This window comes from Streptomyces sp. NPDC048462, assembly GCF_043200175.1.
In the GTDB taxonomy this organism is placed as follows: domain Bacteria; phylum Actinomycetota; class Actinomycetes; order Streptomycetales; family Streptomycetaceae; genus Streptomyces.
This window is the reverse complement of record NZ_JBICXG010000016.1, coordinates 13,275-26,505: the sequence shown is the minus strand read 5'-3', so window position 1 is coordinate 26,505 and position 13,231 is coordinate 13,275. Positions and strand designations below refer to the sequence as shown.

The window sequence follows — 13,231 nt, the reverse complement described above, 5'->3', positions numbered from 1 at the left end:
TCTCCCCGGCGGAGCCAGGGGACGGATCGCCAGCCGCGATGGCATTCAATCACTTACCAGCTGCCATGCACGACGCCTTGGGACCATTGTCCGCCTCGCCAGTGACACACTCGGTGCCGATGGCCAAGAAACACCGCCCCAGTCGACCGCCCGAGAGCGGGGGCTCCCGCCCCTCTCCGGACATGGTCCTCGACCGGCTCGCCGCAAGGGCGGGCCGGGCCGCGCGCATCACTCATACGGAGCACCTGCCCCCGCGTACGGGAACTCATGCGGTCTGGCCCGATCGCATCCGCCCAGAAGTGATCGCGGCCATCCAGCGCGCCGGAATCGATCATCCCTGGGCCCATCAGGCGGCAGCTGCGGAGCACGCGCTGGACGGCGAGTCGGTCGTCATCGCCACCGGCACCGCCTCCGGCAAGTCGCTGGCCTACCTCGCCCCGGTCCTCAGCTCCCTCCTGGACGGCTCCGAGGCACCCAACGGCCGTGGCGCGACCGCCCTCTACCTCGCCCCCACCAAGGCCCTGGCCGCCGACCAGAGGCGCTCGGTGAAGGAACTCGCGGCCCCGCTGGGCAACGCGATCCGTCCTGCGGTCTACGACGGCGACACCCCCGTCGAGGAACGCGAATGGGTACGCCAGTACGCCAACTACGTCCTCACCAACCCGGACATGCTGCACCGCGGGATACTCCCGTCCCACCCCCGCTGGTCCTCCTTCCTGCGCGCGCTGCGCTATGTCGTCATCGATGAGTGCCACACCTACCGGGGTGTCTTCGGCTCCCACGTCGCCCAGGTGGTGCGCCGGCTCCGCCGCCTGTGCGCCCGTTACGGCGCCGATCCCGTGTTCCTCCTGGCCTCCGCCACGGCGGCCGAGCCCTCGGCCGCGGCGGGGCGCCTCACCGGCCTCCCGGTCGTCGAGGTCGCCGATGACGCCTCCCCGCGCGGCGAACTGGTCTTCGCCCTGTGGGAGCCGCCCCTGACCGAGCTGCACGGCGAAAAGGGAGCTCCCGTGCGCCGCACCGCCACGGCGGAGACCGCGGACCTGCTCACCGACCTCACCGTGCAGGGTGTGCGCTCGGTCGCCTTCGTACGCTCCCGGCGGGGCGCCGAGCTCATCTCCGTCATCGCCAAGGAACGCCTCGCGGAGGTCGACCGCTCCTTGCCCGCCCGCGTGGCCGCCTACCGCGGGGGCTATCTCCCCGAGGAGCGCCGCGCCCTGGAACGCGCCCTGCACTCCGGTCAGCTGCTCGGCCTGGCCGCCACGACCGCCCTCGAACTCGGCATCGACGTCTCCGGTCTGGACGCCGTCGTCATAGCGGGCTACCCCGGCACGAGGGCTTCGCTGTGGCAGCAGGCCGGCCGTGCGGGACGCGCGGGACAGGGTGCCCTCGCCATCCTGGTGGCCCGCGACGACCCGCTGGACACCTTCCTCGTCCACCACCCCGAGGCGCTGTTCCAGCAGCCTGTGGAGTCGACCGTCCTCGATCCGGACAACCCGTACGTCCTGGCCCCCCACCTGTGCGCCGCCGCGGCGGAGCTGCCGCTCACCGAACCCGATCTGGCCCTCTTCGGCCCCGCCGCCACCGGCCTGCTGCCGCAGCTGGAATCCGCGAAGCTGCTCCGCAAACGCGCCTCGGGCTGGCACTGGACCCGGCGCGAACGGGCCGCCGACCTCACCGACATCCGGGGCGAGGGCGGCCGCCCCGTCCAGATCGTCGAGGAGGGCACCGGGAGGCTGCTGGGCACCGTCGACGAGTCCGCCGCACACGCCGCAGTCCATGAAGGCGCCGTCCACCTCCATCAGGGCCGCACCTACCTGGTCCGCAAGCTGGACCTCGACGACTCGGCGGCACTGGTCGAGGAGGCGAGCCCGCCGTACTCGACGACGGCGCGCGACACCACCGCCATCGCCGTCCTGGAGACCGACACCGAGATCCCGTGGGGCGACGGGCGGCTCTGCTACGGCTCCGTGGAGGTCACCAACCAGGTCGTCTCCTTCCTCCGTCGCAAACTGATCAGCGGTGAGGTTCTGGGCGAGACCAAACTGGACCTTCCGCCCCGCACCCTGCGCACCCGCGCCGTGTGGTGGACGGTCACCCAGGACCAGCTCGACTCCGCCCGGATCAACCCGGAGATCCTGGGCGGCGCGCTGCATGCCGCCGAGCACGCGTCGATCGGGATGCTGCCGCTCTTCGCCACCTGCGACCGCTGGGACATCGGCGGCGTGTCCGTACCGCTGCATCCGGACACCCTGCTGCCGACGGTCTTCGTGTACGACGGCCACCCCGGCGGTGCCGGGTTCTCCGAACGCGCCTTCCACACCGCGCGCGGCTGGCTGACCGCCACGCGTCAGGCCATCGCCTCATGTGAGTGCGATGCGGGGTGCCCGTCCTGCATCCAGTCCCCGAAGTGCGGCAACGGCAACGAACCGCTGCACAAACGCGGCGCCGTGCGTCTGCTCACCGAGCTCCTCCGATCGGCACCTCCCGAGCCATCCGAGCACCCGGAGCAATCCGAACCTCACTGCCCTCCGGGCTCCCCGGACTCCCCGAGCTCTCCGCGCCCTCCGGGCTCCCCGACGGCCCCGTAGCCACAGGGGCCGCCGTCGCCGGCCCTGCCCGGGACCTGACCTCCGGGGCGTAGGGACCCACACGTACCCGGGCCACCACATCGGCGATCTCCCCCTGCACGGCGCACCGCACCACTTCCGCCCCTTGCGCCCCAGCAACCTGCTGGGCGGCCCGGCAGGCAGCGGTTGCTCCGTCCAAGGCCCGGTCAGCCGCTGCCAGGGCCGCCAGGTCGGCCGCACCTCCGGCCCGGTGCCGGGCCACCACCACCTGCCCGAGCGCCAGCACCACGGCAAACACCGTGCACAGCGTCACCGTGGCCACCGCAGCCCACACAGTGGCCATCCCCCGGTCCCGCCTCTCGCAGCCCCTGTAGCGCGCACAGAGGCCCTGCAGCCACACGTCCGGCACTCGCCGCCCCGCCCGCATCACGGCGTCGCCCCCACCGTGTCCTCGGCAGACGCCACGGCCTCCGCTCTCAGCGTGACGCCCAGGCCCCCGGGGCCCGGGGTCGGCGCGGTCACCCGGACCCGCCACAGCGCCCCGTCACGTCGCACATCGACCGCCGCCCGGTCCGGCGCCGCCGAAAGGGCGGCCTCCCGCACCTGGGCCTCCGGCTCGGATCGGGCCGCCGCTCGCGCACCGGCCCTGGCCGCGTCCACGCACCGGATCTGGGCCGACGAGGCCATCAGGGCCCACACCAGGGCGAGGGTGAACACCACCAGCACCGGAATCGCCATGGCTGCCTCCGCCGTCACCGCGCCGCTGTCGCTCCCCGGCCGCACCCGCCCCGTTCGTCCCCCGAGACCAGGCGCCACCGCTGCGCCGCTCTCAGAACTTCGCATCGAGGGCGTCCTTCAGCAGTGATTGCAACTGCGCCATGACCGGTGCACTGGTGACCACCTTGTAAAGCACCGCAGCGAACGCGCAGGCAGCGATCGTCCCCACCGCGTATTCGGACGTCGTCATTCCGCTGTCCGCCCGAGCCGCGCGTACGAGATTCCGCACCCAAACCATTACTTTCTGCTTCATTTCAAACCCCCATGAGACAGTTTTCTGCCGAAATCGAGCTACTAATTGAGGTACTCATCGCATTTGGGCTCTTTTGGTGCGTCAGTGGTTCAGCAGCCCCGTCGCCAGACCGATCACCACGGGCGCCACCCCAACCGTGAGAAACGCGGGAAGGAAGCAGAGCCCGACGGGCGCGGTGATCAGGACGCCGGCCCGCTGCGCCCGCGCCACCGCCGCGCTCGACCGCTCGGCCCGCATCGCTTCGGCCAGCCGGGAAACCGGCTCCGCCGCCGGAGCGCCGGTCGCGGCGGCCCGATCCAGGCAGCGGGCAAGCTCGGCAGCGCCTGGTATCTCCCCGAACCTCCCCCAGGCGACGGCGGGGTCCCCGCCGAGCCGGATCTCCGCCGCCGTCCGCGCCAGTTGCTCACCGACCGGCCCGCCCAGCGACTCACCCACCGCCTCGGCCGCCTCTCGCGGACCGGCCCCGACGGAGATGCAGGCCGCCAACAGATCGGCGGCCAGCGGAAGCCGACGTACGGCCTCCGCGGCATTCGCCGCCTCCTGAGCCGCTGCACGCGGCGCCTTCCCCGGTCGAGCCCGCTGCCACCGCCAGGCGACGTACCCCGCCACCAGGCCAACCGCCCAGCCCATGAGGCCGCCCACCAAGACCCAACCCGTCGACACGGCACCCAGCGCCGCCGCCCACTGCCCGGCAGGGACACCCGCCACCAGTCGGCCGACCCGACGCGTTACCCGGCCGACAGCCCTGACCCCGCCGCGAGAACCCACCGGCCCCCGCTCGTCCACCGCCAGAAAAACCGCTCCCCTGCGCCGCACCCGCCGCCCGGTCCGTCGACGGCTCAGGGCGAGCACCAACTGGGTGCACACCCAAGCCGCCGAAGCGACGGCCCCCACCCGCTGGACGACGTCACCGAACCCCGCGCTCACAGGGCTTCTCCCGCCCGGACGATCCGACCGGCCCAGAGCAGGCCCGCCGCCTCCAGCGCTCCGCCCGTCACCAGGCAGACCAACCCGGCCGTACTGTGCAGCAGCACCCTCAACGGCTCTGCGCCGAGCGCGGCACCAAGCCCCATGCCCAGCACAGGCAACAGAGCCAGCACCGCGACAGTCGACCACGCTCCGGCCAGTTGCGCCCGCAGGTCCTCCCGACGACGGCGCTCGGCCCGCAACGCGCCCTCCAGCCGGTCCAGACCGGCCGCGAGCCCGGCCCCGCCGTCCACCGCCACCCGCCAGCAGGCGGCCATTCCCGCGAGCCCGTCCAAGCCGGGTTCGCCCGCCGCCTGCCTCAGTGCTCCGGGGACATCGCCCCCGAACTGCGCCGCCGCCGAAACCCCCGCCTCGGCCGCTCCCATCACCCCCGTCCCCCGCACCGCGACGAGCAGCGCCTGCCCCGGTTCACGGCCGGCCCTCAACTCACCCACCACCGAACCGCACAGAGTCACCACCGCGTCGGCCCGCCGCTCCCGGCCCTTGCGTAACTCCCTTCTCCGCAGCCATCGCCGCATCAGTGGCACCGCCGCCGCCCCCGCAGCCATCGGCAGCAACGACTCACCGAGGACCCCCAGAACCAGAGCCACCGGCAGGCACAGCAACTCACGGCGTCCCATCAGCCACGCCTTGAGCCGCCTCAGGCCGCTCTCCCAGCGCTCCCCCAGGGGCGATTGCGCAGCCTCCACCGCCGGCAACACCCTTGCTCTCCGCTTCCCTTGGTCCCGGCCGGCCACCATCAGCCAGGCCGCTGCCCCCGCGCACAACATCGCCGCGTGCACCGCCTCCGGCATCCCCACTTCCGCGCCGCCGGTCACAGCTCACCCCCGATCAGCGACCGCAGCCGCCCCCAGCCCCGCTCCCGTTCGAATCCGGCCGCACTCCACCGCAGTGCCGGCACGGTCACCACGAGCCCCGCCGCATCCCGTTCCAGCACCTGGATCTCGGCGATCCGGCGCCGCCCGGCCCGGTCCCGTACGAGATGAACCACGACGGACAGGGCCGCCGCCAACTGGCTGTGAAGTGCCGTCCGGTCCAGCCCAGCCGCTGTCCCCAACGCCTCCAGCCGAGCCGGGACATGCTCGGCCGCGTTCGCGTGAACCGTCCCTGAGCCGCCCTCATGACCGGTATTCAGAGCAGCCAGCAGCTCCGTGACTTCCGCCCCTCGCACCTCCCCGACCACCAGCCGGTCGGGCCGCATGCGCAGGGCCTGCCGCACCAGGTCCCGGAGCGTCACCCGCCCGGCACCCTCCTGGTTGGCGGGACGCGATTCCAGCCGTACGACGTGCGGATGGTCCGGACGCAACTCGGCGGAGTCCTCGGCGAGCACGATCCGCTCCCGCTCCCCCACCACGCCCAGCAGGCTCGCGAGGAGCGTCGTCTTCCCCGCGCCCGTTCCCCCGCTGATGAGGTAGGAGACCCGGGCCTCCACCAGCGCCCGCAGCACCCGGTCGCCGCCCGGTGGCACCGTCCCCGCCGCGACCAGTTCGCCCAGCGAGAAGGCCTTGGGCCGGACCACCCGCAACGACAGACAGGTCGATCCGACCGACACCGGCGGCAGCACCGCGTGCATCCGGGTCCCGTCCGGAAGCCGCGCGTCCACCCAGGGCCTGGCATCGTCCAGCCGCCGTCCCGCGACGGCGGCGAGCCGCTGCGCGAGCCTGCGCACCGCCGCCGCGTCGGCGAAGGTCACCCCGGTGAGCTCGAGTCCGCGGCCCCGGTCCACCCACACCCGGTCGGGCGCGGACACGAGCACATCGGTGACCGCCGGATCCGCGAGCAGCGGCTCCAGTACCCCGGCCCCGATCAGCTCTCCGCGCAACTCATCCGCCGCACGCAGGACTTCGGCGTCTCCGAGCAGTCGGCCCTGCGCCCGCAGTGCGGCCGCGACCCCGGCCGGGGTCGGCGCCGCTCCGCTCTGCGCCAGCCGCTGCCGAACGGCGTCGAGCAGGGCCTCGGTCATGAGGCACCTCCGGCAGCCGGACCTGCGACACCCTCGCCTGCGAACGCCCGGTCCCAGAAGGCCGAACAGAACCTGGCAAGCGGTCCGCGGGCACTCCCGCCGGGCGGCTCCCCCGCGTCCTGCTCAGCCAGCAAACCCTGTTCCAAAGGGAGTTCACCGGCCAGCGGCAGCCCCATAGCGTGCGCCACCCACTGTTCGTCGAGGCCTGACGCGTACGGCCCGCGCGCCACCACCCGGATGTCGTCGAGCACCATTCCCGCCACCGACGCCACGCGTTTCGCTGCTGCGACCGCCCGCAGCTCCCCGGGCACCACCACGAGCCCGAGATCCAGTTGGGCAAGGGCCTCGGCCACCGCCTCGTCGACACGGCGCGGCAGATCGACGACCACCACCCCACCGAGCCTCCGCGCCGCGGCCAGGACCGCCTGCATCGCCTGCGGCGGGATGACCACCCAGTCGTCGCGGCCCCAGCTGAGCACCCGCAGCCCGTGCAGCGCGGGCAGCGACTCCTCCAGGGCGCCGCCGCCGACCCGCCCCTTGGAATGGGCGAAATCAGGCCACCTCATGCCCTCCGCACGTTCTCCTCCGAGCAGCACATCGATGCCGCCGCCCAACGGGTCACCGTCGATCAGCATGGTCCGCCGCCCGCTCCTCGCCGCGGTCACCGCGAGCGCGCAGGCCAGCGTGGACGCGCCGGCGCCACCCCGGCCGCCGATCACCCCGACGGTGAGCGCCGGCCTGCCGACACCTTCCGTCGCGTTGGCGATCTGATCGACCAGCCAGTTCTCCGAATCGGGCAGCCGCAGCACGTATTCGGCCCCGATCTCCACGGCTCGGCGCCAGACATCGGGCGCGTCCTGGTCCCGCCCGACGAGCATCACACCCCGCCGGCGGACCGCTCCACGGCAGCGTTGCGCCGCATCGTCCCCGACGAGAACCATGGGAGCCCGCTCCCAGCCACCTCGCCGGTCCGGCAGCGTGTGATGGACCTCGGGCTCCGCGCCGGCGGCCGCACACAGCCTCAGCAGGTCGTCGAGCAGATCCACATCCTCGGTCACGATCAACGGTCCGCCCCGCTTCGGCCCGACGGCCTGCAAACGATCCCGTGCGCTGGATTCAGCCACGATCTCAGCCCCCTTCTTCACTCACCTTCACCGCGGTTCGCGGCGATCTCGGAGCGTTCCGAGAACGGTGATTCCGGAACCCGTGGACTTCACGGGTGGAATCACGGTGCAGCGCTTCAGGAAATCGTGTGGATCTTGCTCAAAAACTGTGGACAACTCTGTCGTTGTGAATATCCTCGTCCCTCGAACCGGCGACTTCCGAGAGCAGCCCTTCCATCACGCACTGTGACGGCACATGCTGATGGGAGTTCATCGAGAGGCCGGCCGCAGCGGCCGAGAAAGAGGAGAAATGCTTGATTCCGAGCGACAGAAACGCGTCCGGACATGCGACGACCCCCGCCGGGGGGGAGAGCGGGGGTCGTCCCCACGGCCGACTCGGGGGGGGAGGAGCCGGACCGGGTTAGCACGGTCGCGAACGATCCGTGACTTCCATGGTGTACCCGAGCACCTTCTCAGGCAAACCCACGCGCCGGAGTTTACGCCGAATGGTGGGCCCCTATGCTCTGCCTTGTGGAAAACTGCTTCTTGCCGCGCACAGCAGCCTTCTTTGACCTGGACAAGACGGTCATTGCGAAGTCTTCGACACTGACCTTCAGCAAGTCCTTCTACCAAGGCGGGCTGATCAACCGCCGTGCCGTACTGCGCACTGCGTACGCGCAGTTCGTGTTCCTTGCCGGGGGTGCAGATCACGACCAGATGGAGCGGATGCGCGAGTATCTGTCAGCGCTCTGCAAAGGCTGGAACGTTCAGCAGGTGAAGGAAATTGTCGCCGAGACCCTGCACGATCTGATCGACCCGATCATCTACGACGAAGCGGCGACGCTCATCGAGGAACATCACACCGCGGGACGCGATGTGGTCATCGTCTCGACCTCCGGCGCCGAAGTCGTCGAACCGATCGGTGAACTGCTCGGGGCAGACCGCGTCGTCGCCACGCGCATGGTCGTCGGTGACGACGGCTGCTTCACCGGCGAGGTGGAGTACTACGCGTACGGGCCGACCAAGGCAGAGGCCGTCAAGGCCCTCGCCGTGTCCGAGGGATACGACCTCGCTCGCTGCTACGCCTACAGCGACTCCGCGACCGATGTGCCGATGCTGGAGTCCGTCGGCCATCCGCACGCGGTGAATCCGGACCGCGCCCTACGCCGCGAGGCGACTCTCCGGGAGTGGCCGATTCTCGTCTTCGACCGCCCGGTCCGGCTCAAGCAGCGGCTGCCCACCTTCTCGCTGCCGCCGCGCCCCGCGCTCTTGGCCGCGGCAGCAGTGGGCGCGGCCGCCCTCACCGCCGGCCTCGTCTGGTACACCGCACGCCGGCGCACCGCTGCGGCCTCGGCATGACCGAGCCCACGCCCTACGCCACCAGCGGCCGCTCGGACGCCGGACACCCCGCCCCGGCAAACCGGGCAGCCGATCACCTCGTACACATCGGACGCCCCGGACGCCCCGGACGCCCCGGGAGTCAGCCACACACTGCCATCACCCGCTCCGCGAATTCCCGTCATAACCGATTGAACCGACTCGTCCGTAATTGAACACAAAAGTAAAGAAGTGCCGCCACCACTACCGCTCATCCGACCCCTGGAGTACAAAGGACTCAACGGCCCGCGAGACCAAGGACATCCGTGAGGATGACCTGTTGACGCAGACAAGGCCCCACGGACCGCGCATGAAAACCGGGCACCCACGCGACGTCGACCCGTCGATTACGGGCCAGCCGCACCAGGGACGGGCAAAGCACTCGACCTGATGGGCATATATCGAGGACGCTTGGTAACTGGGTGGACATGCCAGCGGCGGTACCGAGGACGGTACCGCCGCAACCCATTTCGCGAAGTGCTTGCCGGGCGCGAACCCACCCAGGCTTCTGGACCGCCCGGGCTGCCCGTAGAGCCCTGACCCGGCGCCCGACTGCTCGCACAGCCAGCCCCGCGGTTACTTACGCGGCGCCACGCTGGAGCGCTTCGCAGACCGCCGTCGACTCCCGGACGCCGAGCTCCGCCGCACGCCCGCAGTGCGCGATCCAGGCCGCCATACCGTCCGGTGTTCCCGACAGGTATCCCTCGAAGGCCGCTACGTACGCCGCACGCCCCTGCTCGGCATGGCCCACCTCTGCCGGGCAGATCGACTTGGGGTCGAGCCCGCTCCCGATCAGCACGATCCGTTCGGCGGTCCGCGCGACCAGACCGTTGTACGAACCGAAGGGACGCAGAGCCAGCAGCTCGCCGTGCACGACCGCGGCCGTCACCAGTGCCGGCGCCTCACTCCCCGAAAGAATAAGCCCGCTGAGCCCTTCCAGCCGACCCGCCACCTCACCGGCATCGGGCAAGGACGCTTCGATCAGCGGCTCGTCCACCGGCTCACCCGCCAGTCGGGGCCGCCCGACGGCGTCCTCGGGCGTCGCACCCCCTGCCGCCACAAGATGCAGCCTCGCCAGCACGCGCAACGGCGACTGCCGCCAGATGGAGAGCAGCTGGCCAGCCTCGGCGGTCAACCGCAGAGCGGCTCCGACCACACGCGCTTCACTGTCTCCGGTGAAGTCGGTGCGCCGGCGCACCTCTTCCAGGTTCCAGTCGGCGCCGGAGAGCGCGGCCGACCCGCGGGCGCCCCGCAGGGCCGCCTCCGAGGTGACCTCGTTGCTGCGGCGGCGCATGACGCGGTGACCGTAAACGCGGTCGACAGCCTTGCGTACGGAGTCCACCGCGTCCGTCACGCCCGGCAGCGTGCCCAGGGTGGCGAGCGGGTCCGAGGAAGTCGTACTCATAAGTAGCGAGGCTACGCGCCCCCCGCACGCCTACCGCCCCGGAGTGGCCTTCTTCACGAAGTTAGACAACGGATAGCGATCGACCCACTACGCTAGGTGAACATGAAGATCGCTTTCGTAGGGAAGGGCGGCAGCGGCAAGACCACGTTGTCCTCGCTCTTCATCCGCCACCTTGCCGCCAATGAGGCCCATGTCGTCGCGGTGGACGCCGACATCAACCAGCATCTCGGGGCCGCGCTCGGCCTCGACGAGGAGGAGGCCGCAGCGCTGCCCGCCATGGGAGCGCAGCTTCCTCTCATCAAGGAGTATCTGCGCGGCAGCAATCCCCGCATCGCCTCCGTCGAAACGATGATCAAGACCACCCCGCCCGGCGAGGGTTCACGACTGCTCCGCGTGAACGAGGACAACCCGATCTACGACGCGTGCGCTCGCACGGTCGGCCTCGACGACGGGGACATCCGGCTGATGGCCACCGGGCCGTTCACCGAATCGGATCTGGGGGTGGCCTGTTACCACTCCAAGGTCGGCGCGGTAGAGCTCTGTCTCAACCATCTCGTCGACGGCCCGGAGGAATACGTCGTTGTCGACATGACTGCCGGCTCGGACTCCTTCGCCTCGGGAATGTTCACCCGCTTCGACATGACGTTCCTGGTCGCGGAGCCGACCCGCAAGGGAGTCTCGGTCTACCGGCAGTACAAGGAGTACGCCCGCGACTTCGGAGTCGCACTGAAGGTCGTCGGAAACAAGGTGCAGGGCGAGGACGACCTGGAGTTCCTGCGGGCCGAGGTGGGCGACGACCTGCTGGTCACGGTCGGCCACTCCGACTGGGTTCGGTCCATGGAGAAGGGCCGCCCAGCCCGCTTCGAGCTGCTGGAGGCCGACAACCGGATGGCGCTGCAGGCCCTGCAGAACGCCGCCGAGGACTCGTACGGACAGCGCGACTGGGAGCGCTACACACGGCAGATGGTGCATTTCCATCTGAAGAACGCGGAGAGCTGGGGCAACGAGAAGACGGGGGCCGATCTGGCCGCCCAGGTGGACCCCGCATTCGTGCTCGACGAGCACCGCGCCCGGACCGGGGCGGCCCAGCCGGTCTGATCGGACGACGCCCCGGCCGATGCCGGTCGGGCGCTCCGCGCATGACCTGCCGGCGCCGGACGGACCGGCCCCGGTCCGTCCGGCACCGGCAGGCCTCCGTCATCAGTGCCCGGCGGACGCCTTCTCGGCAGCCTTGCCCTGCTCCTGGGCCTTGCCCTTGTCCTTGCCCCTGACGGAGCTCGCGGCCCCTCCGAGGAAAGCTGCCCAGCTCTTCGTGGGCCCCTCGCCGACCTTCAGCGTGCCGAGCTTCGCGAGGGTCGCCGGATCCTGTGCGTCCAGCCAGTCAGCCAACTGCTTGAAGGACACGCAGCGCACGCCCTCCTTGGTGCAGACCGTCTTGATCGTCTCCTCGATGGCGCGCATGTACGTGCCGCCGTTCCAGGATTCGAAGTGGTTGCCGATGATCAGCGGGGCACGGTTTCCGTCGTACGAGCGGTCGAAGGCCTGGAGCAGGCCGTCCCGCATCTGGTTGCCCCAGTACTCGTGCTGGTCCGGGTCGCCCTGCGTCGTGCCGGACTGGTTGAACATGAAGTTGTAGTCCATCGAAAGGGTCTCGAACTCGCGCCCCGGCACCGGGACGAGCTGCATCGAGAGGTCCCAGATGCCGCTCTTCTTCTTCGGCCAGACCTGGTCGTTGACGCCGCTGGAGTCGTAGCGGAAGCCCATCGAGCGGGCAGCCGTCACCATGTTCTTCTGCCCCTCCAGGCAGGGGGTGCGACCGCCGACGAGTTCCTTGTCGTAGTCGAAGGGCAGCGGCTTCATGCCCTTGAGCTCGGGGTCATTCGACTTCCAGCCCTTCACGAAGGACTTCGCCTGGCTGATCTCGCTCTTCCACTCGGCGACGGACCAGGTCCCGACTCCGCCGTCCTTGCCGCAGAAGTGGCCGTTGAAGTGGGTGCCGATCTCGTTGCCGTCCATCCAGGCGCCGCGGACCTGGGTGAGGGTGTCCCGGATTCCCTTGGTGTCGTTGAAGCCGATGTCGGAACTGCCGGCGTTGTGCTTGGGCGGGTCGTAGAGCCCCCGCTTGGCCTCCGGCAGCAGGTACACACCGCTCAGGAAGTACGACATGGTCGCGTCGTACTTCTTGCCCACCTCACGGAAGTGCGAGAAGAGCTGCTGACTGTCCTCCCCCGCACCGTCCCACGAGAACACCACGAACTGCGGGGGCTTCTGCCCCGGGGCCAAGCGTTGCACGACGGGCTGCTTCGGCTGGGCGCCGGTGAAGGCCGTGGAACCGTCACCGATGAGCCGGAACGCACTCTTGGGGGCCGCACCGGCGGCCTTCTTCTCGGTCCCGGCCGCGCCATTCTCGGCGCCGCCGGCCGCACCGTTCGCTGCAACAGGCCCGGATGTACCCGATCCGTGGGTCGATCCGGAGCAGCCGGCCACTCCCGCGACCAGCGCGACGGCCATCACGCCCACGGCGATCCTCTTCGTGGCGGCCAACATCCGCCCACCCTCTTCCTTGCAGGTCTGATTGCGCTGAAGTGCCGACACGGCGCGGTCAAAGTCGCACGCACAGCACACAAATCCGCGCGACAGGCCGAATGAAAAGCTGCTTATTCACTGGAATGGGTGGTTAGATAGACCATTTGCCCTCAATCGTGGACACAGATCTTTACTCTCCATTACGATCTGTTTACTGAGAGTTGAGATATCCCGCCGCTGCACGCCGTGACCCACGGCCGCGTCCCACGTTCC

The 13,231-nt window shown here is 70.3% G+C and carries 11 protein-coding genes and 1 pseudogene; 3 read left to right on the top strand and 9 right to left on the bottom strand.

Going from position 1 to position 13,231, the window contains the following annotated elements:
• Positions 1 to 38: 38 nt before the first annotated feature.
• Positions 39 to 2,588, top strand: a complete 2,550-nt coding sequence (locus ACGFU6_RS24940; RefSeq protein WP_393613977.1) for a DEAD/DEAH box helicase — start codon at positions 39 to 41, stop codon at positions 2,586 to 2,588.
• 31 nt (positions 2,589 to 2,619) lie between these two features.
• Here the strand turns inward: ACGFU6_RS24940 and ACGFU6_RS24935 are convergent.
• From ACGFU6_RS24935 to ssd, 7 genes and pseudogenes are all read right to left on the bottom strand, one after another.
• Positions 2,620 to 2,910 (bottom strand): annotated as a pseudogene (locus tag ACGFU6_RS24935) (Rv3654c family TadE-like protein); the annotation flags it as partial.
• An 83-nt stretch (positions 2,911 to 2,993) separates the two neighbouring features.
• Complete coding sequence (locus tag ACGFU6_RS24930; protein ID WP_393614219.1) at positions 2,994 to 3,323, bottom strand: TadE family type IV pilus minor pilin; 330 nt, start codon at positions 3,321 to 3,323, stop codon at positions 2,994 to 2,996.
• A 73-nt stretch (positions 3,324 to 3,396) separates the two neighbouring features.
• Positions 3,397 to 3,597, bottom strand: coding sequence for a DUF4244 domain-containing protein (locus ACGFU6_RS24925; protein ID WP_393613975.1), 201 nt, complete (start codon positions 3,595 to 3,597; stop codon positions 3,397 to 3,399).
• Positions 3,598 to 3,678: 81 nt separating this feature from the next.
• Positions 3,679 to 4,524 (bottom strand): type II secretion system F family protein, encoded by an 846-nt coding sequence (locus ACGFU6_RS24920; RefSeq protein ID WP_393613973.1) that lies wholly within the window; start codon positions 4,522 to 4,524, stop codon positions 3,679 to 3,681.
• Positions 4,521 to 5,378, bottom strand: a complete 858-nt coding sequence (locus ACGFU6_RS24915; protein ID WP_393614218.1) for a type II secretion system F family protein — start codon at positions 5,376 to 5,378, stop codon at positions 4,521 to 4,523. The genes ACGFU6_RS24920 and ACGFU6_RS24915 overlap by 4 nt, the downstream gene beginning before the upstream one ends.
• A 20-nt stretch (positions 5,379 to 5,398) precedes the next feature.
• A complete protein-coding gene (locus tag ACGFU6_RS24910) occupies positions 5,399 to 6,547 on the bottom strand; it encodes a TadA family conjugal transfer-associated ATPase (protein WP_393613971.1) in 1,149 nt (382 codons plus the stop codon).
• Complete coding sequence (ssd, locus tag ACGFU6_RS24905) at positions 6,544 to 7,605, bottom strand: septum site-determining protein Ssd (protein WP_393614216.1); 1,062 nt, start codon at positions 7,603 to 7,605, stop codon at positions 6,544 to 6,546. The genes ACGFU6_RS24910 and ssd overlap by 4 nt, the downstream gene beginning before the upstream one ends.
• Positions 7,606 to 8,169: 564 nt before the next feature.
• Here ssd and ACGFU6_RS24900 point away from each other — a divergent pair.
• Positions 8,170 to 9,009, top strand: a complete 840-nt coding sequence (locus ACGFU6_RS24900) for an HAD family hydrolase (RefSeq protein ID WP_393613969.1) — start codon at positions 8,170 to 8,172, stop codon at positions 9,007 to 9,009.
• A gap of 598 nt (positions 9,010 to 9,607) precedes the next feature.
• Here ACGFU6_RS24900 and ACGFU6_RS24895 read toward each other — a convergent pair.
• Complete coding sequence (locus tag ACGFU6_RS24895; protein ID WP_393613967.1) at positions 9,608 to 10,432, bottom strand: oxidoreductase; 825 nt, start codon at positions 10,430 to 10,432, stop codon at positions 9,608 to 9,610.
• Between the two features lie 102 nt (positions 10,433 to 10,534).
• On the opposite strand from ACGFU6_RS24895, the gene ACGFU6_RS24890 reads away from it, so the two are divergent.
• Complete coding sequence (locus tag ACGFU6_RS24890) at positions 10,535 to 11,530, top strand: ATP-binding protein (RefSeq protein WP_393613965.1); 996 nt, start codon at positions 10,535 to 10,537, stop codon at positions 11,528 to 11,530.
• A 102-nt stretch (positions 11,531 to 11,632) separates the two neighbouring features.
• On the opposite strand, the gene ACGFU6_RS24885 is transcribed toward ACGFU6_RS24890, so the two are convergent.
• Positions 11,633 to 12,979: a hypothetical protein gene (locus tag ACGFU6_RS24885; RefSeq protein WP_393613963.1), complete on the bottom strand. Its 1,347-nt coding sequence runs from the start codon at positions 12,977 to 12,979 to the stop codon at positions 11,633 to 11,635.
• Positions 12,980 to 13,231: the final 252 nt, after the last annotated feature.